This is a genomic window from Pseudomonas sp. W2Aug9 (assembly GCF_023127755.1).
GTDB classification, from domain to species: domain Bacteria; phylum Pseudomonadota; class Gammaproteobacteria; order Pseudomonadales; family Pseudomonadaceae; genus Aquipseudomonas; species Aquipseudomonas synxantha_A.
The window spans coordinates 101,648-122,142 of sequence record NZ_SPKL01000006.1 but is presented as its reverse complement, the minus strand read 5'-3'; the positions used below and the strand labels follow the sequence as shown (position 1 = coordinate 122,142).

Sequence of the window (20,495 nt, the reverse complement as noted above, 5' to 3'; positions counted from 1 at the left end):
TGTTTCCGGCCACTGACTACTTGCCGCCGCTGACTTGCTTGTACAGCGCATCCGCATTGGCATTGGTCACCGGCACCCACGGCAGGATGTAGTTCCTGGCCGTGCCGTCACCCCATTTCACGTCCTTGGCGTAGCGCTCCCAGATCACCGATTGCGGCTTGTAGTCCTCGCCGGCCAGGGCGCGCAGGGCCACGTCCAGTGCGCCTTGGGATTGGGCCTGGGCGTCCTGGAGGAATGTGGTGACTTCGTCTTTTTTCGCCGCCTGGATCGCATCCGGCATACCGTCGATGGAGGTCACGGGCACCTCTTTGGAGGTCAGTCCGTGAGACTTCAGGGCCTGCACAGCGCCGAGGGCCATGTCGTCGTTCTGGGCGATCACGCCGTTGATGCCCTTGGGGTGGGCGTTGAGCCAGTCTTCGGTGAGGGTCATGGCCTGGGCGCGGTCCCAGTTGGCGGTTTTCTTCTCGATGATCTTGATATCAGGGTGTTTGCCCAACACTTCCAGCTCGCCTTTTTCCCGGTCGATCTGCGCCGACTGGCCAATCGGGCCCTGGATGATCACCACGTTGCCCTTGCCGTTGAGCTTGTCGACCATGGCCTGGGCCTGCAGGCGGCCGCCTTCGACGTCGTCGTTCCCCACATACGGCACGCTGGCATCGGCTACTTTCGTATTGGAGGCGATGACCACCACGTCGTTGCTCATGGCCGCCTTGACTGTGCCGACGCCGGCCTTGGTATCAATGGGCACGAACAGAATCGCGTCGTAGCGTTGGGTCACCATGTTTTCGATCTGGTTGTTCTGGGTCAGGGCGTCGTAGTTGCCGTCGAATACGGTCAACTGCACGGTGCCATCCTTGACGGCCGGATGTTCCTTGAGCTCACGCACCCAGTTCTGCATGAACTGGCCCTTGAGGCCGTAGACGGCTGCGCCGATCTTGTAGGTCTTGCCATCGGCTGCCATGGCGACACTGCTGGCGAGCAGGGAGAGGGCCGCCGCGGCGGCCAGGGTAGTACCCAGTTTCATAAGTCGAACTCCAGTTATTGTTATCGGTCGTTCTTCAGCGTTTTTTCTTGCGCCACACGTCGATCAGTACTGCGAACACGATGATCAGGCCCTTGGCGACCTGCTGGTAATAGGAGGACACGCCGAGCAGGTTCAGGCCGTTGTTGATCACGCCGATCAGCAGCGCCCCGAACAAGGTGCCGACAATGCTGCCGGTACCGCCCGACAGGCTGGTGCCGCCGATCACCACCGCGGCAATCGCGTCCAGCTCATAGGAAACCCCGGCCTGGGGCAGGGCAGAGGTGGTACGTGCCGACAACACCACGCCGGCCAATCCGGCGAGCAGGCCCGAAACCACGTACACCGAGAACATCACCTTGCGCACGCCGATGCCGGAGGTGCGTGCGCTTTTTTCATTGCCGCCCACCGCGTACACGTAGCGGCCGTAGGTGGTGTAGCGCAGCACCATCCAGAAGATCAGCGCGACCACAGCGAAGATAATGATCGGCACGCCCACTGGGCCGATCTTGCCGATACCCAGCGCCAGGTAGGCGTCGGGCAGGTCGGTGATCGGGCTGCCGTCGTTGAGGATAAAGGTCATGCCGCGGGCGATGCTGAGCATACCCAGGGTGGCCACGAACGGCGGGATCGACAGGTTGGCGACCATAAAACCGTTGACCACGCCAAGCATCGCCCCGGCAAACATCCCGGCGCTGACTGCCGCCAACAGGCCATAGCCCTGGGTGGCGACCATCGCGCTGCACAATCCGGCAAAGGCCAGGATCGAACCTACCGACAAGTCGATGCCCTTGGTCAGGATCACATAGGTCATGCCCACGGCGAGGATGCCGTTGATGGAGGTCTGGCGCAGGATGTCCATCCAGTTGCGCCAGGTCATGAAGTATTCGCTGGAAAACGCCATCACCACGCACAGCAGGATAAACGCCAGCGGCAGGCCGAAGCGGTCCAGAGACAGGCGCAAGCGGTTGCGTGGCGCGGTGGTGACAGGGGCGGCAAGGGTTTTGGCATTCATGAGGCAAGACTCAACAAGGCTTCCTGGGAAAGGGCAGTGTCGGTGCTGATGGTCACCAGCCGGCCGCCCTTGAATACGGCAATGCGATCACTCAAGTGCAGCAGTTCCGGAGCTTCGGACGACACCACAATGGCGGCGCCGCCGGCCCGTACGAACTGGTCGAGCAGGTGGTAGATCTCCTGCTTGGCGCCTTCATCGATGCCGCGGGTGGGTTCGTCGCAAAGCAGGCACACCGGCTCGGTGGACAGGCATTTGGCGAGCACGACTTTTTGTTGGTTACCACCGCTCATGGACGCCACCGGCAGGTCCAGAGAGCTGGTCTTGATCTGCAGGCGCTTGACCATGTCTTCGGCCAGTTGGGCTTCCTTGCGCGCATTGATCAGCGACCAACTCGACAAACGCTTGTAGGCCGACAGCGCGATGTTCGAGAGGATGCTGCCGGTCAGCACCAGGCCACTGTCCTTGCGGTCTTCGGTGACCAGCGACATACCGGCGTTGATGGTGGCCTTGGGCAGTCCGATGGGCATGGGCTTGCCTTGCAGGGTGACGCTGCCGGAATCGGCTACGGTCAGGCCGTAGATGCAGTTGAGAAACTCACTGCGCCCGGAGCCCATCAGCCCGTAAATGCCAAGAATTTCGCCACGGCGCAATTGCAGGCTGATGTCGTGGAACTCGCCGTTGCGGCTCAGGTTGTCGACTTGCAGGCAGGTGTCGGCGGCGCATTCACGGCCGACCTTGTGGTCGATGCGCGTCAGTTCCTGGCCGACAATACCGCGCACCAGGTGGTCGCGGTCGATATCGGCCATGCGCCCGCTTTCCACAAAGGCACCATCGCGAAAGATGCTGTAGTCATCGGCGATCTGCGCCAGTTCGCTCAAGCGATGGGACACATACACGATACCGGCACCCCGTGCAGTGAGGCGGCGAATGGCCTTGAACAGGGTTTCTGCCTCGCGCTCGCCGATGGCCGAGGTGGGCTCGTCCATGATCATCACCTGGCAGTCATGGCTGAACGCCTTGGCGATCTCCACCAATTGAATCTGCGCCACGCTCAAGCGGTGCATGGGGCTGGTGGCGTCGACGTCGAACTCCAGGCTTTCCAGCAGCTCGCGGGTGCGGCGATTCAGGGCCTTGCTGTCGACGATGCAACCGGCGCGGCGCGGTTCGCGGCCCAGCCAGATGTTTTCGGCGACGGTCATGTAGGGGATGGGTTCGAGCTCCTGGGTGATCATCGCGATCCCCGAGGCCAAGGCTTCACTGGGGCGGTTGAACTGCACCGGTGCACCGTTGAGCGCAATGGTGCCGGCGTCACGCTGGGTAATGCCCATCAGGATGCTCAGGAAGGTCGACTTGCCGGCACCGTTGCCGCCGCACAGGGCGTGGACGCTGCCGGCGCGCAGAGAGAGGCGCCCGTCACGCAGGGCAGGTACCCCGGCGTAAGCCTTGGCGACGTGTTCAGCCTGGAGCAGTAATGGCTTGGCCATCGGCGTGTCCTCGTGCTGTGAATTCTTATTAGGTCGCACAGTCATGTTTCGCTGTGATCATATGTGTATCAAATGAAATTCTGATCAGTCAATCTCTTTCATTAAAAAGCGTTGATTCTCATCTGGAGTGACTATATCGGCTGTTTAGCCCGCTTTGACTGCAAGGTCAGTTAAATCTCGCTTGACATGAAGGGCATAATGATCGCGAAATGACTGAGCGAAATTTCATTGAGTGATCATATGATCAGTCTTAATCTAGATCAGGGCAGCGGAGCCAGACGCCATGAACACACCTTTTCCGGTGGCTATCGGATGCGATGAAGCGGGTTTTGAGCTTAAAGAGCTGTTGAAGCGCCATATCGAGGCGCTGGGTTACCCGGTCACTGACTTCGGTACCCATTCCATCGCGCCGGTGCTCTATCCGGACATCGCGCTGGCCGTGGCCAACGCTATCAGCGCCGGGCAGCAGCGCCTCGGTGTGCTGGTGTGCGGCACCGGCATCGGCATGGCCATCTCGGCCAACAAGGTGTTGGGTATCCGCGCGGCTCAGGCCCATGACACCTATTCGGCGGAGCGGGCGCGCAAGAGCAACGATGCGCAGATTCTGTCCATCGGTGCGCGGGTGATCGGCGCCGAACTGGCCAAGAGCATTGTCACGGCGTTCCTGGCCTCGGAGTTCGAGGTGGCGCGTTCCGGGGCCAAGGTCGAGCGCATCAACGCAATCGAGCGCGATGGGCATCAGTAGTGGACGGCACGGGGCAAGAGTCGGGAGAATGCGCCTTTGACGCCGAAACGGAAGCCCGTCCCCATGAGTGACAGTACCCAGCGCATGGCCAGCGATATCGATCAAATGACCGAAGTGGCGATGCTCTATTACCTTGAGAACGTCACTCAGGAAGCCATTGCCAAGCGCTTTGACCTGTCGCGGGCCAAAGTCAGCCGCCTGCTCAAGCGTGCGCGAGATGAAGGCATTGTCGAGGTGCGCGTGTTGCAGCACCCGGCGATGAACAACGAACTGGAACGCGCGTTGGTGGAGCGCTTCAAGCTCGACCGCGCCTTGATCGCCGTTGACCATAGCGACCCCGACACCCAGCGCTCGGCAGTCGCTAGCCTGGTCGCCAACTACCTGAACAAAACCTTGGGCGATGGCATGATCGTCGCCGTGGGCATGGGCCGTAACGTCGGCGCGGTGGCCGATAACGTGTTCCTGCCGGTGACGCGCAACTGCACGTTCGTATGTGCTATCGGTGGTTCGCTCAAGGCCGGCGAGTACATGAACCCCGACCATATCTGCCGGCGCCTTGCCCTGCGCTTTGGCGGCGAGAGCGAAAGCCTGTACGCCCCGGCGCTGGTGGCCAACCCGGAACTGCGTGGTGTGTTGATCAATAACGACACGGTACGCTCCACCCTCGACCGCGCCCGGCGTGCCGACATTGCCCTGATCGGCATTGGTGATATGAGCGAAAACAGCAACATGGTGCGCATGGGCTGGTTCTCGCCCCAGGAAATCGCCCAGGCGCGGCTGTCCGGCACGGTGGGCGATATGATGGGCTATGACTTTATCGATATTCACGGCCAGCCGGCGGTCAACGCCATTCAAGGCCGAGTGATCGGGTTGACGGTGCAGGAGCTGTTCCGCATCCCGGATGTGGTGGCGATTGCCAGTGAAAACACCAAGGCCGCGGCGACGCTGGGGGCGTTGCGGTCGGGGGTGATCAATACGCTGGCGACGACCGTCACCAATGCCCACACCATCCTGGCGCTGGATGATGCCACCCGAAAGTCTTGATACCACACCGTTCCAAATGTGGAATGGGGGGCTTGTGTGGGAGGGGGCTTGCTCCCGATAGCGGTGTGTCAGCCAGCTTATATATTGACTGACACACCGCCATCGGGAGCAAGCCCCCTCCCACATTGGTTTTGCATCGGCTGGAAGACAGGTTTTGTAATAGTTTTGCTATGTGGGAATTGTGTATTTGGGCTGTAGGATTCAAGTCCTTTTGTTATTTCAGGACTTGCATGAACACCCTCTCGGAGCCTCCCAGTCGTCTTTCCCCAAGACACTTACTGTCGCTGTTCCCCCTGAAGCACCCCGTATTCCGACTGCTAACCTTGTCCCGGTCCACTGACCGCGCATTGCCGTGTCCGGCATTCTGAAAACTTTGAATACAGAGACTCTATAAATGGAATGGTTAGCGGATCCAACGGCCTGGCTGGGCCTGGCGACCTTGATTGTGCTGGAACTGGTGCTGGGTATCGACAACCTGGTGTTTATCGCGATCCTGGCAGACAAGTTGCCGCCGGAGCAGCGTGACCGTGCACGTTTGATCGGTTTGTCCCTGGCGCTGCTGATGCGCCTGGGCCTGTTGGCGAGTATTTCCTGGTTGGTGACCCTCACCCAGCCGTTGTTCGAGGTGTTCGACAAGAGCTTTTCCGGCCGTGACCTGATCATGCTGTTCGGTGGTGTGTTCCTGTTGTTCAAGGCCACCATGGAGCTGCACGAACGCCTGGAGGGCCACGTGGCCCAGCACAAGGGCAATGTGGCTTATGCGATGTTCTGGCCGATTGTGGCGCAGATCGTGGTGCTCGACGCAGTGTTCTCCCTCGACGCGGTGATTACCGCAGTGGGCATGGTCGATGAGTTGGCGGTGATGATGATCGCGGTGATCGTGTCCATCGGTTTGATGATCGTGGCGAGCAAGCCGCTGACCCGTTTCGTCAACGCCCACCCTACGGTCATCATGCTGTGCCTGGGCTTCTTGATGATGATCGGTTTCGCCCTGACCGCCGAAGGCTTGGGCTTCCATATTCCCAAGGGCTACCTGTACGCGGCCATTGGTTTCTCGATTCTGATCGAGGTGTTCAACCAGATTGCCCGCTCGCGTCGCAAGAAATCGGCACAAGGTGTGCTGCCGGTGCGTGAGCGTACGGCCCATGCAGTGATGCGTTTATTGGGTGGCCGCAGCCTGGCGGTGGAAGAGGTGGGTGAAGATGTCGCTGACTTGCTGGGCGAGCCGGATACGGCGCAGGGCCCGCTGTTTGATCGGCGTGAGCGGGTGATGATCAGCGGTGTGCTGCAACTGGCCGAACGGCCGATTCGTACCCTGATGACACCACGGGCCAAGGTTGACTGCATCGACCTGGCGGACGATCCCGACACGATCCGCCTGAAGCTGATGCATTCGTCCTACTCGCGTTTGCCGCTGATCCGCAACGGTGCGGTGGATGAACCCTTGGGCTTTGTGCACAAGAAGGAACTGCTCAAGGAGTACCTGGCCGGTAACGAGCCGAACCTGGAGCACCTGGCGCGCCGGGCGATCAACCTGCTGGAGAGCTTTTCGATCCTCAATGCCCTGGAGCAGATGCGCCAGGAGTCCACCCACATCGCCTTCGTGATCAACGAATTCGGGGACTTCATGGGCGTGTTGAGCATGACCGATATTCTGGAGTCCATCGCCGGTGAATTGCCCGATGCCAGCGAAATCGAAGGGCCGGACATCGTCGAGCAGAACGACGGCTTTCGTGCCAACGGTGCCTTGAACCTCAATCTGGTGCGTCAGCGCACGGGCTTCAAGGCTGCGGCGACCGAGGATTATCAAACCCTGGCGGGGTTGGTGATGAGCCTGCTCGACCGTTTGCCGGTGGTGGGCGATAGCCTGGAACATGAGGGTTGGCGTTTGACGGTAGCTGAAGTGGAGGAGCGTCGAGTGACGCAAGTGCACTTGCGCCCTTGCTCAGGTCATAACGGTTGAAGATGTCTGTTACGCACTGCTCTTGCTCTTCAAGTGGGCCGAAGCCCTTGAGTTTTTCTACCACGATTCCCTCCTGGTAGATCAGTAGCGTCGGGGTGCCTGTCACATCAGGGTGCCTCGGCGTATGGGCGCAATCGAGTACCAAACTGACTAGCCAGGGATGCTTCCAAGCGGCCTGTTCGAATAAGGAGCCTGCTTGCGCACAGGCAGGGCAGTGCTCGGAAACAAACAGAATGAACACCGGGCGCGGGGTGTTCAGTACCCGATTGAACTCTTTGGCGCTGGAAATTCTGCGCGTGGCGACTCCCATGTCGATCCCCTTCCGCTGTGTTGGTTTTTGCCAACGCTAAGCCGGTGGGGTACCACCGTCTACTGTCAACCTTCACAGGTGTGCGTCGATCCGAGGCGGTCAGTATGGGGGCGCAGTAACACCGTTGTGGGGCGTTGCGTAGCAACACCCGATGCTGGCGGCGCAAAGCCGTTAAGCGCTTCAATACCTATCTTACTGAACCCTAAAGAGTTTCCCGACCGCATATTTTTCCTCCCGTGGCTGTGGCACACTTTCTGCTGTCTATTCCGTTGTTACATACAAAGTTCCGGTATAACGGAATACACAACCCCTGGAGTGCTTGTCATGCATCACCGACCTTCCGTATTCAAAGCGTGTGTTTTTCTTGTTGCCGCATCGGCTTCCTTCACAAGCATGGTGCAGGCGGCGGACAGCAAGCTGGATGATGTGCTCAAGCGCGGGCATCTGATCGTGGGTACAGGCAGTACCAATGCGCCGTGGCACTTCCAGGGAGCGGATGGCAAATTGCAGGGGTTTGATATCGACATCGGCCGCATGGTGGCCAAGGGTTTGTTCAATGACCCGAGCAAGGTCGAGTTTGTGGTGCAGTCATCCGATGCGCGCATTCCCAACCTGCTGACGGACAAGGTCGACATGAGCTGCCAGTTCATCACCGTCACCGCCAGCCGTGCGCAGCAGGTGGCTTTTACTTTGCCGTACTACCGCGAAGGTGTCGGCCTGCTGTTGCCCAACAACAGCAAGTACAAGGAAATCGAAGACCTTCAAGCCGCAGGCGATGACGTGACCGTGGCCGTGCTGCAAAACGTGTACGCCGAAGAGCTGGTGCACCAGGCGCTGCCCAAGGCCAAAGTCGATCAGTACGACAGTGTCGACCTGATGTACCAGGCCGTGAACTCCGGTCGCGCCGACGCGGCTGCCACCGATCAGTCCTCGGTCAAATACCTGATGGTGCAGAACCCCGGTCGCTACCGCAGCCCCACTTACGCCTGGAGCCCGCAAACCTACGCGTGTGCGGTCAAGCGTGGCGACCAGGATTGGCTGAACTTCGTCAACACCGCGCTGCATGAAGCCATGACCGGTGTGGAATTTCCCACCTACAAGGCTTCTTTCAAGCAGTGGTTCGGCGTTGACCTGCCAGAACCGGCCATCGGTTTTCCCGTGGAATTCAAATGATCCGGAACAGCCGGGGCGTGCTTGAGCGCGCCTCACTCAGGTATTGCCGACCATGAACTATCAGTTGAATTTTGCCGCCGTCTGGCGTGATTTCGACACCTTGCTGGCGGGGCTCGGCCTGGGCCTGCAGTTGGCCCTGCTGTCGATTGCCATCGGCTGCGTGATCGGCCTGCTGATGGCGTTCGCCATGCTGTCCCGGCACCGCGCGTTGCGCATCCTCGCTTCGGTGTACGTGACGGTGGTGCGCAATACGCCGATCCTGGTGTTGATCCTGTTGATCTATTTCGCCTTGCCGTCCTTGGGGATTCGCCTGGACAAAATCCCTTCGTTCATCGTCACCCTGTCGCTGTACGCCGGTGCCTACCTGACCGAAGTATTCCGCGCCGGGTTGTTGAATATTCCCAAGGGCTTGCGTGAAGCCGGGTTGGCGATCGGCCTTGGCGAATGGCGGATTCGCGCCTATATCACCGTGCCGGTGATGCTGCGCAACGTGCTGCCGGCGCTGTCGAACAACTTTATCTCGCTGTTCAAGGACACGTCCCTGGCCGCCGCGATCGCGGTGCCGGAGCTGACCTATTACGCCCGCAAGATCAACGTTGAAAGCTACCGGGTGATTGAAACCTGGCTGGTTACGACCGCGCTCTATGTGGCTGCCTGTTACCTGATTGCCATGCTGCTCCGTTACCTGGAGCAGCGTCTGGCGATCCGTCGTTAAGGAAGGGTTTGCATGTACGAATCCCCCAGTTGGCTGCATGAATTGTGGATCGCCCGCGAGACCCTGTGGGCCGGCTTCCAGGCCAGTGTGTCGGTCTCGGCACTGGCGATTATCTTCGGCACCCTGATCGGTATCGTCGCCGGGTTGATCCTGAGCTACGGCAAGTTCTGGATGCGTGCACCGTTTCGTCTGTACGTCGATCTGATCCGAGGCACCCCGGTGTTCGTGCTGGTGTTGGCGTGTTTCTACATGCTCCCGGCCCTGGGCTGGAAAATCAGTGCATTCCAGGCCGGTGCGGTCGGGTTGACCCTGTTCTGTGGCTCCCACGTGTCGGAAATCGTGCGCGGTGCACTGCAAGCCATTCCCCGTGGGCAACTGGAAGCGGGCAAGGCCATTGGCCTGACGTTTTACCAGTCGTTGGGCTATGTGTTGTTGCCCCAGGCCCTGCGTCAGATCCTGCCGACCTGGGTCAATTCCTCTACCGAAATCGTCAAGGCGTCCACTTTGCTGTCGGTGATCGGCGTGGCCGAATTGCTGCTCAGCACCCAGCAGGTGATCGCCCGCACCTTCATGACCCTGGAGTTCTACCTGTTCGCCGGTTTCATGTTCTTTGTCATCAACTACGCCATCGAATTATTCGGGCGCTACATTGAAAAGCGGGTGGCCTTGCCATGAACCAAGCTCAAACCAAACCAGCGCTGCTGGACATTCGTGGCCTGCGTAAACAGTACGGCCAGGTGGAAGTGCTCAAGGGTGTCGATCTGTCGATGCAGCGCGGCAATGTGGTGACGTTGATCGGCTCCAGCGGCTCGGGCAAGACCACCTTGCTGCGTTGCGTGAACTTGCTTGAGGAGTTCCAGAGCGGGCAGATCACCCTGGACGGCGAGTCCATTGGCTACAGCGAGGTCGGCGGCAAGCGCGTACGGCACCCGGAGCGGGTGATTGCCCAGCACCGCGCCATGACCGGCATGGCGTTCCAGCAATTCAACCTGTTCCCGCATCTGACCGCGCTGCAAAACGTCACCCTTGGCTTGCTCAAGGTCAAGAAGATGGGCAAGGATGAAGCCGTGGCCCTGGCCGAAAAGTGGCTGGACCGCGTCGGCCTGCTGGAGCGGCGCAACCACTTTCCCGGCCAATTGTCTGGTGGTCAGCAACAGCGCGTGGCGATTGCCCGCGCCATTGCCATGAACCCCAGTCTGATGCTGTTCGACGAGGTCACATCGGCCCTCGATCCGGAGCTGGTAGGCGAAGTGCTCAGCGTGATCAAGGGGCTGGCGGAGGAGGGCATGACCATGTTGCTGGTCACCCACGAAATGCGCTTTGCCTATGAAGTCTCCGACCAGATCGTCTTCATGAACCAGGGCCGCATTGAAGAGCAGGGCACTGCGAAGGACATCTTCGAGCGGCCGCAGTCGCCGCGACTGGCGGAATTTTTAAAGAACATTCGTTTTTAACAAGGAGCAACTTTTATGAGCATTACTCGTTACGGTACCGGCAGCACCGCAGGTGGCGGCCAGCCACGCCCGTTCGCACGTGCGGTGGAGGCCGATGGCTGGCTGTATGTGTCGGGCCAGGTGCCGGCGGTGGATGGCGAAATCATCAGTGGCGGCATCGTCGAGCAAACCCGGCAGACCATGCGCAACGTGGTGGCGATCCTCGAAGAAGCCGGCTATGAGCTCAAGGATGTTGTGCGCGTGGGCGTGTGGCTGGAAGATCCACGGGACTTCTGGAGTTTCAACAAGGTCTTCGGCGAATACTTCACCCCCGAGCACGCCCCGGCGCGGGCTTGTGTGCAGGCCAATATGATGGTTGATTGCAAGGTTGAGATCGACTGCGTGGCCTACAAGAAAAAGGGCTGAATGCCCCCACTCTTGAGATCACTGAAGATCAATGTGGGAGCTGGCTTGCCTGCGATGACGTAGTGCCAGATAACACCTTTGTCACTGACCCACCGTCATCGCGGGCAAGCCCGCTCCCACAGGGGATCACCGTGCAGCAAACACCTTTGACCGGACCCATCACTGCCATGACCGAAGACACCATCAAACGCCGCGCCAAAGGCCTGGACCGTGCGTTCGATATCCTTGATTTTCTCAAGGAGATCGGCCAACCCCTGCGCCCGAATGACATTGCCAGCGGCATCGGCAGCCCCAAGTCCACGGTCTACGAATTGGTCGCGTCGCTGCTGGAGCGGCGCATTCTGGAAACCGTGGGCAAGGACGGTCACGTGTATCTGGGGCGCCAGCTGTATTTCCTCGGCCAGGCGCACCTGCGGCACTTCGACCTGACCCGCGAGGCCGATCACGCCCTGCAGGAAATCGTCAGCCAGACCCACGAAACCGCGCAGATGTGCCTGCTCAACGGGCGCAAGTACACGGTGGCGCTGATGCGCGAAGGCCAGCGGCATTTCCGTATTTCTTCGGATATCGGTGAAAACGCGCCGATCCCGTGGACCGCTTCCGGGCGTTTGTTGCTGGGGCATTTGAGCGACCAGCAGATCATCGAGCTGATCGACCCCGACGATTTCATCCTGCCGGACGGCCTGCGCCTGCCGCTCGATACCTTCCTGGCGCAGATCCGCCAGGCCACCGTCGATGGGTTCTTTTCCTTCGACAGTGTGGCCGACACCTTCACCCATTGCTTCGCCGCCCCGGTGCGGGACGCCCAGGGCATCAGCATTGCGACCCTGTGCATCGTTGCCCCGCGAGCCGATGCCAGCAAGCACTACCACGACTATCGCCGGGTGCTGATCGACAGCGCCAACAGCCTGGCCCGGCGCATCAACGAATAGGAGTTTTCCATGTCTGCCCTCAATGCCGTTGAAAAAGGTGCCGCCGCCGTCGGTGCCCATTTGGTCCGCGATGTCAGCCTGCCGGCGCTGGTGCTGCACCGTGACGCCCTGGAGCACAATATTCGCTGGATGCAGGACTTTGTCAGCCACAGCGGCGCCGAGCTGGCGCCCCACGGCAAGACCAGCATGATGCCTGCGCTGTTCGAGCGCCAGATCACCGCCGGTGCCTGGGGGATCACCCTGGCCAACGCCGTACAAACCCGCGCCGCCTATGCCGGTGGCGTGCGTCGTGTGCTGATGGCCAACCAATTGGTGGGTGCGCCGAACATGGCGCTGATCGCCGACCTGCTGGCCGATCAGGATTTCGACTTCCATTGCATGGTTGATCACCCGGACAACGTCGCGGATCTGGGCCTGTTCTTCGCCGCGCGCGGCCTGCGTCTGAACGTGATGATCGAATACGGCGTGGTCGGCGGCCGGTGTGGCTGTCGCAGCGAACAAGAAGTGCGTGAACTGGCCCGGGCAATCAAGGCCCAACCGGCATTGGCGTTGACCGGCATCGAAGGCTACGAAGGGGTGATCCACGGCGAGCACGCCATCAGCGGCATCCGTGACTTCGCTGCCAGCCTGGTGCGCCTGGCGGTGGACCTGCAAGACAGCGGCCTGTTCGACCTGCCCAAACCGATCATCACGGCGTCGGGCTCGGCCTGGTACGACCTGATCGCCGAGTCGTTCGAGGCGCAGAACGCTGCCGGTCGTTTCCTCAGTGTGTTGCGCCCAGGCAGCTACGTGGCCCACGACCATGGCATCTACAAAGACGCGCAATGCTGCGTGCTCGACCGACGCAGCGACCTCAACGAGGGCCTGCGCCCGGCGATGGAAGTCTGGGCGCACGTGCAGTCGCTGCCGGAGCCGGGGTTTGCGGTGGTTGCCCTGGGTAAGCGTGACGTGGCCTATGACGCCGGCTTGCCGGTGCCGCTCAAGCGCTACAAGGCCGGGATCGTCCCGGCGCACGGTGATGATGTGAGCGCGTGCAAGGTCACCGCGGTGATGGACCAACATGCGTTCATGACCGTAGCGCCGGGTGTTGAGTTGCGCATTGGCGACATCATTTCGTTTGGCACGTCCCACCCCTGCCTGACCTTCGACAAATGGCAGGTGGGTTGCCTGGTGGATGAGCAGTTGCAGGTGGTCGAGTCGCTGCGTACCTGTTTCTAGACCGCGTCGCACCTATCGGGGGGCAAGCCCCCTCCCACATTTGGAATGCATTCCCCTGTGGGAGGGGGCTTGCCCCCGATGAGGCCATCAGCCCCACCGAGACAGCAGCCATGACCACCCAACCCCGCATCGCCCTTATCGGCGAATGCATGATCGAACTGCAACACCGCGCCGACGGCAGCCTGCACCAGAGCTTCGGCGGCGACACCCTGAACACGGCGGTGTACCTGCGCCGTGAGCTGGGCGAGTGCGCCAGCGTCGACTACGTCACCGCCTTGGGCGATGACAGTTTCAGCGACGCCATGTGCCAGCAGTGGCAAACCGAGGGCCTTGGCCTGGGCATGGTCCAGCGCCTGCCCGGGCGTCTGCCGGGTTTGTACTGCATCCAGACCGACGCCAGTGGCGAGCGCAAGTTTCTTTACTGGCGCAACGAAGCGGCTGTGCGTGACTGCTTTACCACGCCTGCGGCCGAGCCGATCCTGGCAGCGTTGCCGGACTATGACGTGGTGTATTTCAGCGGCATTACCCTGGCGGTGTTGGGCGAGGTTGGGCGCGAGCGCTTGCTGGACACCCTGGTCGAAACCCGCCGCCGAGGTGGCAAGGTGGTGTTCGATAACAATTACCGGCCACGGCTATGGGCCGATGTGCAAGCGGCCCGTGCGGCTTATCGCAAGGTGTTGGCCGAAGTGGATATAGCCTTGTTGACCGAGGATGACGAGCACGCGTTGTTTGGCTATGAGGACAGCGAGCAGGTGTTTGCGGCCTATCCATCGATTGCAGAAGTGGTGCTCAAGCGTGGCGCGGATGCGTGTTTGATTCGCTGTGCGGGAGAGCGTTTTGCGGTGCCGGCGTTGAAGGTGGAAAAGGTGGTGGACACTACGGCGGCGGGAGATTCGTTCAGTGCGGCGTATCTGGCCGGGCGGCTCAAAGGTGGCTCGCCGCAAGAGGCTGCATTGGCGGGGCATCGGCTGGCGAGTCGGGTGATTCAGCTGCCGGGGGCGCTGATACCGAGGTGAATGGCCGCCTGCGGCGGATCGCGGGCAAGCCCGGCTCCCACATTTTGCCGGGTGTACACCGTTAAATGTGGGAGCTGGCTTGCCCGCGATAGCGTCTGGAGCCAAGTGCTCAATCCCGGTAAAACACCTGCACCAGGTGATAGCCAAACTTGCTCTTGATCGGCCCGTGCACCACCTTCACCGGCTTCTTGAAGATCACCGCATCAATCGCGCCCACCATCTGCCCGGGCCGCACTTCGCCCAGATCGCCGCCACGCTTGCCCGACGGGCAGGTGGAGTACTTCTTGGCCAGTACGTCAAAGGCTTCGCCCTTGGCAATGCGCTGCTTGAGTTGTTCGGCTTCTTCGCTGGTTTTCACCAGGATATGACGGGCTTGGGCTTTCATTGATCTCTACCAGGTGTGCGACGGCGCGCGATTATGCCTGAACTCAGGCCTCGCCGCCGATCATGCTGCGGATTTTGGTGGCCAGCAGGTCGATCGAAAAGGGCTTGGCGACCATGTCCATGCCGTCTTCCAAAAAGCCCTGGCGCTCAGCGGCTTTCTCGGCATAACCGGTCATGAACAACACCCGCAGGCAGGGGCGATGCTGGCGCGCGATTTCCGCCAGTTGCCGGCCGTTCATGCCCGGCAGGCCGACGTCGGTCACCAGCAAATCCACGCGCAAATCCGACTCCAGCAGCGGTAGCGCGGCACGGGCGTCGGCCGCCTGGTGCGCGGTATAGCCCAGTTCATCGAGGACGTTGACCACCAACATGCGCACTGCGGGGTCGTCCTCGACCACCACCACGGCTTCACCGGCCAGGGCCACCGGGGCTTCGGTGAGGCTGACGGGCAGGTCGCTTTCCAGTGCGGTGCCGTGCAGGCGCGGCAGGTACAGGCGCACGCAGGTGCCCTGGCCCGGTTCGCTCTGGATCGTTACATGGCCGCCGGACTGCTGGGCAAAGCCGTAAATCATCGACAGCCCAAGGCCGGTGCCTTGGCCGATAGGCTTGGTGGTGAAGAACGGGTCGAATGCCTTGGCGAGGATTTTCGGCGCCATGCCGCTGCCGTTGTCGCTCACGCCGAGCATCACGTAGTCGCCGGCCTTGACCGGCTCCAGGGTGGTGATGTCGGTGCCGTCCAGGTAGCTGTTGGCGGTTTCGATCAGCAACTCGCCGCCGTCGGGCATGGCGTCGCGGGCGTTGATCACCAGGTTGAGCAGGGCGTTTTCCAATTGGCTGGCGTCGGTGTTCACCGGCCAGATGTCCTTGCCCAGTTGCACCTTGAGCGCGATATGCGCGCCCTTGGTGCGCTGGAACAGATCTTCCAGGGATGCCACCAGCTGGTTGGGATCGGTGGGGCGGCGGTCCAGCGACTGGCGCCGCGAAAACGCCAGCAGGCGGTGGGTGAGGGCGGCGGCGCGATGGGCCGAGGATACGGCGGCATCGGCAAAGCGGCCAATCTCATCGCTGCGCCCGGCGGCAATATAGCGCTGCATCAGGTCCAGGCTGCCGATGATGCCGGTGAGCATATTGTTGAAGTCATGGGCGATACCGCCGGTGAGCTGGCCCACCGCTTCCATCTTCTGCGCATGGCGCAGGGCGTCTTCGGCGCGTTCACGCTCGAACATCTCGTTCTGCAGGCGCTGGTTGGCCTCGGCCAGCGCCTGGGTACGCTGGGCCACACGCTCTTCGAGGTTCTCGTTGAGATGACGCAGGGCTTCCTCGGTGAGTTTGCGTTCGGTCTCGTCGATGACAAAAATGTAGAAGCCATTCACCGAACCATCATTGCTGAAGCGCGGCAGGTACTTCATCAACGCGTGGCGCGGGCGGCCGTCGCGATGGGGCGTGAGGGTCATGAAGCTGCACGCCTTGCCGTTCAGGGCCGCTTCGATCTTGTCTATTCGTCCGGCATACACCTCATCACCGAGCACTTCGCGGATGGTCTTGCCGTACAGCTCCTGGGGCGTCTTGCCGTACCAGTCGAGGTAGGCGCTGTTGTTCAGGCGAAAGCGCTGTTCATGGTCCACGTAGCCGATCAGCACCGGCATGGCGTTGATGATCAGTTGCAGCTCGGTCTGGCTCTGGCGCAGCGCCTGTTCGGTGTGCTTGCGCTCGGTGAGGTCCAGCGCGGCACCGAGGAAGCGTGCGGGTCGGCCTTGTTGGTCCTTGTAGCAGCGGCCACGGGCAAACACCCAGCGCACTTGGCCGTCGGCTTGCAGCAGGCGGTACTCCTCGGCGTATTCAGTGCCGAAGGTGATGCAATGCTTGATGCTGCGCGTGACCATGCCACGGTCTTCGGGATGTACGCCGAGCAGATAGGCGCTGATGGGCAGCAGGCCGGCGTCACTCGGGTCGACACCGTGCAGGTAGGCGAAATGTGCATCGGCGATAAAGTGGTCTTCACCGATGTCCCAGTCCCAGGTGCCCACGGCATCGGTCGCCGCCAGTGCCAGTTGCAGGCGCTGCTCGGTGTTGTGCTGGGCCTTGAGGCTCGCTTCGGAACGCTGCTGCAGTTCCATGGTTTTGCTGCGCCGTTCATTGGTTTCGATGGCGGTGACCAGGATGCCTGCCACCTGGCCACTTTCGTCGCGCACCGGGCTGTAGGTCAGGTCGAGCCAGATTTCGGTGTCGCGACATTCGCGTTGCAAGACAAAACGCTGCTCGCTGAAGGTGCGCACCTGGCCGCCGAGCACCGCGTCGTACACCGGCGCGGCGAAGCTTTGCAGCTCCGGCCAGGTCTGGTGCGCAGGTTGGCCCAGGGCGCCGGGGTGCTTGTTGCCCACCAGTTGGGCGAAGCCATCGTTATAAAGTTGTATGAGTTGCGGGCCCCACAACAGCACCATCGGCATCGGCGAATGCACGACAATATCGACGGCGGTGCGCAGGCTCTGCGGCCAATCAGTGGCCTCACCGAGGGGGCTTTGCGCCCAGTCCAGCCGCTTGATCAATGCAGCGGCTTCGCTACCGGTGGATGTTCCATTCATGAAAAAAAGCCCTGAACACGACGCTTTGAAAAATGACCACATCCATTGTCCCAAGGATCATCAATGGATGACTACCCCGGAAAAATAGCACGCATTGACGGCTTTTCTTCAAAACAGCGGTTCAGCGCTGAAACCTTTCATCTAAAAATCCAGTTCAGGGCGTCGGCGAAACTGCTCCAGTGCTTCGGGATTGGCGAGGGCATCGGTGTTCTTTACCGGCTCCCCATGTACCACGTTGCGCACCGCCAACTCCACGATCTTGCCGCTGATGGTGCGAGGGATATCCGTGACAGCGAGGATCTTGGCCGGTACGTGGCGCGGCGTAGTGTTGGCACGGATTACCTGGCGGATCTGCTGTTGCAGCGCCTCATCCAGCTCGACGCCGTCATTGAGGCGCACAAACAGCACCACACGCACATCGTCCTGCCAGCGTTGGCCGATGGCGAGGCTTTCCAGCACCTGTGGGACTTTTTCCACTTGGCGGTATATCTCGGCGGTGCCGATGCGTACGCCGCCAGGGTTGAGCACCGCGTCTGAGCGCCCATGAATCAGCAGGCTGCCATTGGCCCGCTGCTCGGCATAGTCACCCTGGGCCCATACGCCGGGGAACTGGCTGAAATAGGAGGCGCGCAGCTTGTGCTGGTTCGGGTCGTTCCACAGCCCAATGGGCATGGCCGGAAAGTGCCGGGTGCAAACCAGTTCGCCTTTTTCCCCGATCAGCGGCCGGCCCTGGTCGTCCCACACCTCGATGGCCATGGCCAGGCTCTTGCACTGCATTTCACCGCGTCGCACCGGCAGCACCGGGTTGCCGATCACGAAGCAGGAGACGATATCGGTGCCACCGGACATCGACGACAGGCACAGCTCGTTCTTGATCTCGCGGTACACATAGTCGTAGCTCTGGGGTGACAGCGGCGAGCCGGTGGAAATCAGGCCTTTGAGGCTGCTCAGGTCGTGGCTCAGGCGTGGCCGCAACCCGGCTTTCTCCAGGGTAGCGAGGAATTTCGGGCTGGTGCCGAATACACTGATTTTTTCCGCATCGATCAAGTCGATCAAACGCTCGGGGCCGGGGTGGAACGGTGAGCCGTCATACAGCACCGCCGTGGCGCCCATCGCCAGCACCGACACCAGCCAGTTCCACATCATCCAGCCGCAGGTGGTGTAGTAGAACAGGCAGTCCTCGCGGCTCAGGTCGGCGTGCAGGCCGTGTTCCTTGAGGTGGGTGAGCAGCACGCCGCCGGTGCCATGGATGATGCATTTGGGGATGCCGGTGGTGCCGCTGGAATAGAGGATATACAGCGGATGATCGAACGGCACTGCGACAAATTCAGGCACGCCGCCGGCCTGATAGAAGTCGTCCCACAGCGTGACCCGGGCTTGGCTCAGGTAATCGTCGACCTGTGCCTGAGGCCGGGCGTACGGCACGATGATCAGCTGTTGCAGGGAGGGCAGGCGCGCGAGGATTTCATTGAGCTTGGCGCTCTGGTCGATGTTTTTGCCTGCATAGCGGTAGCCGGCGCAGGTAATTAGCACTTTGGGTTCGATCTGGCCGAATCGATCGATGACGCCCTGGGTGCCGAAATCCGGCGAAGAGCATGACCAGATCGCGCCGAGGCTGGTGGTGGCAAGCATACCCACCAGGGTTTGCCAGGTGTTGGGCATGCACGCGGCCACCCGGTCACCCATGCCAACCCCGGCCGCCCGCAAGCTTTTTTGCAGGCCGGCAACGTGTTCCGCCAGTTGCGCATAGCTCAGTTGTTCACGTTGGCCGTCTTCGCTGACAGCCACCACCGCAGGATGATTGTCGCGGCGGCGCAACAGGTGTTCGGCAAAGTTCAGGGTGGCGCCGGGAAACCATTGGGCGCTGGGCATCTCGATGTCTTCGATCAGTGTGACGCTGGGCGGGCTGCGAAACTGCACGTCGAAGAACGCCACAATCGCCTGCCAGAAGTCCGGGCGCTGGTCGATGCTCCATTGGTGCAGGGCAGGGTAGTCGTGGAGGTGCAGGCCGTGGCGTTGGTTGATGAAGCGGCGGAACTGGTCCATCCGTGTGTTGGCGATGCGTTCGGGCGAGGGTTGCCAGAGGATGTCGGACATAGCGAAATCTCTTGTTCTAGTATCGGTCTTCCAAACAATAGCGTTCCAATGTGGGAGGGGACTTGCTCCCGATAGCGGTGGTTCAGTTACAGATGTTTACCCTGACACACTGCTATCGGGAGCAAGCCCCCTCCCACATTTTGATCTCCGGTGTCTGGGGGGGTTATTGGGCCAGCCAGCCACCGTCGATATTCCACGCCGCACCGCGCACCTGGGCGCCAGCCTCGCTGCACAAAAACAACACCAGCTCACCCAGCTGCGACGGCGTCACAAACTCCAGGGACGGCTGTTTTTCAGCCAGCAAATCCTGCTGCGCCTGTTGCGGGTCGACTCCACTGGCCACGCGATCATCAATCTGCTTCTGCACCAGCGGCGTCAGCACCCAGCCCGGGCAGATCGCATTGCAGGTCACATTGTTGGTGGCGGTTTCCAGGCCCACCACCTTGGTCAGGCCGATCACGCCATGTTTGGCCGCCACATACGCAGCCTTGCCCACTGAGCCGACCTGGCCGTGCACCGAGGCGATATTGACGATACGCCCCCAGCCCTTGGCCTTCATGCCCGGCAAGCTCAAACGTGTGCTGTGGAACACCGAGGACAGGTTGATCGCGATAATCGAGTCCCAGCGCTCCACCGGGAAGTCTTCCACCGCCGCCACATGCTGGATGCCGGCATTGTTGACCAGAATATCCACGCCACCGAACTCGCGCTCGGCGTAGGCGAGCATGTCGGCGATCTGCGCCGGGTCGCTGACATCCGCCGGGTGATGCCCGACCTTGCCACCAAACGCCTGCACCTGGGCGATCACCGTGCTGGCGTCGCCAAAGCCGTTGAGAATCAGGTTGGCGCCGGCCTTGGCCAGGCTCAATGCTATCCCTAAGCCGATGCCGCTGGTGGAGCCGGTGACCAGGGCGGTCTTGCCATTCAAAGTCGTCAT

Annotated in this window: 18 protein-coding genes and 1 pseudogene; 11 read left to right on the top strand and 8 right to left on the bottom strand. The window is 61.1% G+C overall.

Annotated elements, in window-relative coordinates; translation table 11 throughout:
- Nucleotides 1–16: 16 nt before the first annotated feature.
- Genes E3O56_RS03620 through E3O56_RS03610 form a run of 3 tightly spaced genes read right to left on the bottom strand, consistent with a single transcriptional unit; the run spans nt 17 to nt 3,520 of the window.
- Nucleotides 17–1,024 carry a substrate-binding domain-containing protein gene (locus tag E3O56_RS03620; RefSeq protein ID WP_148853687.1) on the bottom strand — a complete coding sequence of 336 codons (1,008 nt, stop codon included), beginning with the start codon at nt 1,022–1,024 and terminating at the stop codon, nt 17–19.
- A 34-nt stretch (nt 1,025–1,058) separates the two neighbouring features.
- The gene (locus E3O56_RS03615; protein ID WP_248127877.1) at nt 1,059–2,036 is read right to left on the bottom strand and encodes an ABC transporter permease; all 978 of its coding nucleotides are present in this window, start codon (nt 2,034–2,036) and stop codon (nt 1,059–1,061) included.
- Complete coding sequence (locus E3O56_RS03610) at nt 2,033–3,520, bottom strand: sugar ABC transporter ATP-binding protein (protein WP_248127876.1); 1,488 nt, start codon at nt 3,518–3,520, stop codon at nt 2,033–2,035. The genes E3O56_RS03615 and E3O56_RS03610 overlap by 4 nt, the downstream gene beginning before the upstream one ends.
- Nucleotides 3,521–3,803: 283 nt before the next feature.
- Here E3O56_RS03610 and rpiB point away from each other — a divergent pair, with 283 nt between their 5' ends.
- The 3 genes from rpiB to E3O56_RS03595 all read left to right on the top strand — a co-directional run bounded on the left by rpiB (nt 3,804) and on the right by E3O56_RS03595 (nt 7,272).
- Nucleotides 3,804–4,265 carry a ribose 5-phosphate isomerase B gene (rpiB, locus tag E3O56_RS03605; protein ID WP_032876090.1) on the top strand — a complete coding sequence of 154 codons (462 nt, stop codon included), beginning with the start codon at nt 3,804–3,806 and terminating at the stop codon, nt 4,263–4,265.
- Between the two features lie 63 nt (nt 4,266–4,328).
- Nucleotides 4,329–5,309 (top strand): sugar-binding transcriptional regulator, encoded by a 981-nt coding sequence (locus tag E3O56_RS03600; RefSeq protein WP_005788844.1) that lies wholly within the window; start codon nt 4,329–4,331, stop codon nt 5,307–5,309.
- 394 nt (nt 5,310–5,703) lie between these two features.
- A complete protein-coding gene (locus E3O56_RS03595) occupies nt 5,704–7,272 on the top strand; it encodes a TerC family protein (RefSeq protein ID WP_228309782.1) in 1,569 nt (522 codons plus the stop codon).
- Nucleotides 7,273–7,309: 37 nt separating this feature from the next.
- Here the strand turns inward: E3O56_RS03595 and E3O56_RS03590 are convergent.
- Nucleotides 7,310–7,582, bottom strand: a pseudogene (locus tag E3O56_RS03590) (thioredoxin family protein); the annotation flags it as partial.
- Between the two features lie 324 nt (nt 7,583–7,906).
- Between E3O56_RS03590 and E3O56_RS03585 the strand changes: the two are divergent.
- The 8 genes from E3O56_RS03585 (at nt 7,907) to E3O56_RS03550 (ending at nt 14,495) form a co-directional block, all read left to right on the top strand.
- The gene (locus E3O56_RS03585; RefSeq protein WP_005788838.1) at nt 7,907–8,755 is read left to right on the top strand and encodes a transporter substrate-binding domain-containing protein; all 849 of its coding nucleotides are present in this window, start codon (nt 7,907–7,909) and stop codon (nt 8,753–8,755) included.
- Nucleotides 8,756–8,807: 52 nt separating this feature from the next.
- Entirely contained in the window at nt 8,808–9,470 is a 663-nt protein-coding gene (locus E3O56_RS03580; protein WP_005788836.1) for an amino acid ABC transporter permease, read from the top strand.
- A gap of 12 nt (nt 9,471–9,482) precedes the next feature.
- A complete protein-coding gene (locus tag E3O56_RS03575; RefSeq protein WP_248127875.1) occupies nt 9,483–10,145 on the top strand; it encodes an amino acid ABC transporter permease in 663 nt (220 codons plus the stop codon).
- The gene (locus E3O56_RS03570; protein WP_248127874.1) at nt 10,142–10,924 is read left to right on the top strand and encodes an amino acid ABC transporter ATP-binding protein; all 783 of its coding nucleotides are present in this window, start codon (nt 10,142–10,144) and stop codon (nt 10,922–10,924) included. The genes E3O56_RS03575 and E3O56_RS03570 overlap by 4 nt, the downstream gene beginning before the upstream one ends.
- A 15-nt stretch (nt 10,925–10,939) precedes the next feature.
- On the top strand, nt 10,940–11,329 hold the full coding sequence (locus tag E3O56_RS03565; protein WP_005788829.1) for a RidA family protein: 390 nt from the start codon (nt 10,940–10,942) through the stop codon (nt 11,327–11,329).
- A gap of 167 nt (nt 11,330–11,496) precedes the next feature.
- A complete protein-coding gene (locus E3O56_RS03560) occupies nt 11,497–12,261 on the top strand; it encodes an IclR family transcriptional regulator (protein ID WP_032876076.1) in 765 nt (254 codons plus the stop codon).
- 9 nt (nt 12,262–12,270) lie between these two features.
- Nucleotides 12,271–13,479 carry an amino acid deaminase gene (locus E3O56_RS03555; RefSeq protein ID WP_005788824.1) on the top strand — a complete coding sequence of 403 codons (1,209 nt, stop codon included), beginning with the start codon at nt 12,271–12,273 and terminating at the stop codon, nt 13,477–13,479.
- 110 nt (nt 13,480–13,589) lie between these two features.
- Nucleotides 13,590–14,495 (top strand): sugar kinase, encoded by a 906-nt coding sequence (locus E3O56_RS03550; RefSeq protein ID WP_248089746.1) that lies wholly within the window; start codon nt 13,590–13,592, stop codon nt 14,493–14,495.
- Nucleotides 14,496–14,604: 109 nt separating this feature from the next.
- Here the strand turns inward: E3O56_RS03550 and E3O56_RS03545 are convergent, their stop codons facing one another.
- The 4 genes from E3O56_RS03545 to E3O56_RS03530 all read right to left on the bottom strand — a co-directional run bounded on the left by E3O56_RS03545 (nt 14,605) and on the right by E3O56_RS03530 (nt 20,495).
- The gene (locus E3O56_RS03545) at nt 14,605–14,880 is read right to left on the bottom strand and encodes a peptidylprolyl isomerase (RefSeq protein WP_003174397.1); all 276 of its coding nucleotides are present in this window, start codon (nt 14,878–14,880) and stop codon (nt 14,605–14,607) included.
- Between the two features lie 43 nt (nt 14,881–14,923).
- Complete coding sequence (locus E3O56_RS03540; protein WP_248127873.1) at nt 14,924–17,461, bottom strand: PAS domain-containing protein; 2,538 nt, start codon at nt 17,459–17,461, stop codon at nt 14,924–14,926.
- Nucleotides 17,462–17,602: 141 nt separating this feature from the next.
- Nucleotides 17,603–19,558 carry an acetoacetate--CoA ligase gene (locus tag E3O56_RS03535; RefSeq protein ID WP_248127872.1) on the bottom strand — a complete coding sequence of 652 codons (1,956 nt, stop codon included), beginning with the start codon at nt 19,556–19,558 and terminating at the stop codon, nt 17,603–17,605.
- Between the two features lie 163 nt (nt 19,559–19,721).
- Nucleotides 19,722–20,495, bottom strand: coding sequence for a 3-hydroxybutyrate dehydrogenase (locus E3O56_RS03530; RefSeq protein ID WP_248127871.1), 774 nt, complete (start codon nt 20,493–20,495; stop codon nt 19,722–19,724).

Coding starts and splice junctions, on each gene's coding strand:
- E3O56_RS03620 (WP_148853687.1), bottom strand. CDS start 1,024: ATGAAACTGGGTACTACCCTGGCCGCCGCGGCGGCCCTCTCCCTGCTC.
- E3O56_RS03615 (WP_248127877.1), bottom strand. CDS start 2,036: ATGAATGCCAAAACCCTTGCCGCCCCTGTCACCACCGCGCCACGCAAC.
- E3O56_RS03610 (WP_248127876.1), bottom strand. CDS start 3,520: ATGGCCAAGCCATTACTGCTCCAGGCTGAACACGTCGCCAAGGCTTAC.
- rpiB (WP_032876090.1), top strand. CDS start 3,804: ATGAACACACCTTTTCCGGTGGCTATCGGATGCGATGAAGCGGGTTTT.
- E3O56_RS03600 (WP_005788844.1), top strand. CDS start 4,329: ATGAGTGACAGTACCCAGCGCATGGCCAGCGATATCGATCAAATGACC.
- E3O56_RS03595 (WP_228309782.1), top strand. CDS start 5,704: ATGGAATGGTTAGCGGATCCAACGGCCTGGCTGGGCCTGGCGACCTTG.
- E3O56_RS03585 (WP_005788838.1), top strand. CDS start 7,907: ATGCATCACCGACCTTCCGTATTCAAAGCGTGTGTTTTTCTTGTTGCC.
- E3O56_RS03580 (WP_005788836.1), top strand. CDS start 8,808: ATGAACTATCAGTTGAATTTTGCCGCCGTCTGGCGTGATTTCGACACC.
- E3O56_RS03575 (WP_248127875.1), top strand. CDS start 9,483: ATGTACGAATCCCCCAGTTGGCTGCATGAATTGTGGATCGCCCGCGAG.
- E3O56_RS03570 (WP_248127874.1), top strand. CDS start 10,142: ATGAACCAAGCTCAAACCAAACCAGCGCTGCTGGACATTCGTGGCCTG.
- E3O56_RS03565 (WP_005788829.1), top strand. CDS start 10,940: ATGAGCATTACTCGTTACGGTACCGGCAGCACCGCAGGTGGCGGCCAG.
- E3O56_RS03560 (WP_032876076.1), top strand. CDS start 11,497: ATGACCGAAGACACCATCAAACGCCGCGCCAAAGGCCTGGACCGTGCG.
- E3O56_RS03555 (WP_005788824.1), top strand. CDS start 12,271: ATGTCTGCCCTCAATGCCGTTGAAAAAGGTGCCGCCGCCGTCGGTGCC.
- E3O56_RS03550 (WP_248089746.1), top strand. CDS start 13,590: ATGACCACCCAACCCCGCATCGCCCTTATCGGCGAATGCATGATCGAA.
- E3O56_RS03545 (WP_003174397.1), bottom strand. CDS start 14,880: ATGAAAGCCCAAGCCCGTCATATCCTGGTGAAAACCAGCGAAGAAGCC.
- E3O56_RS03540 (WP_248127873.1), bottom strand. CDS start 17,461: ATGAATGGAACATCCACCGGTAGCGAAGCCGCTGCATTGATCAAGCGG.
- E3O56_RS03535 (WP_248127872.1), bottom strand. CDS start 19,558: ATGTCCGACATCCTCTGGCAACCCTCGCCCGAACGCATCGCCAACACA.
- E3O56_RS03530 (WP_248127871.1), bottom strand. CDS start 20,495: ATGACGACTTTGAATGGCAAGACCGCCCTGGTCACCGGCTCCACCAGC.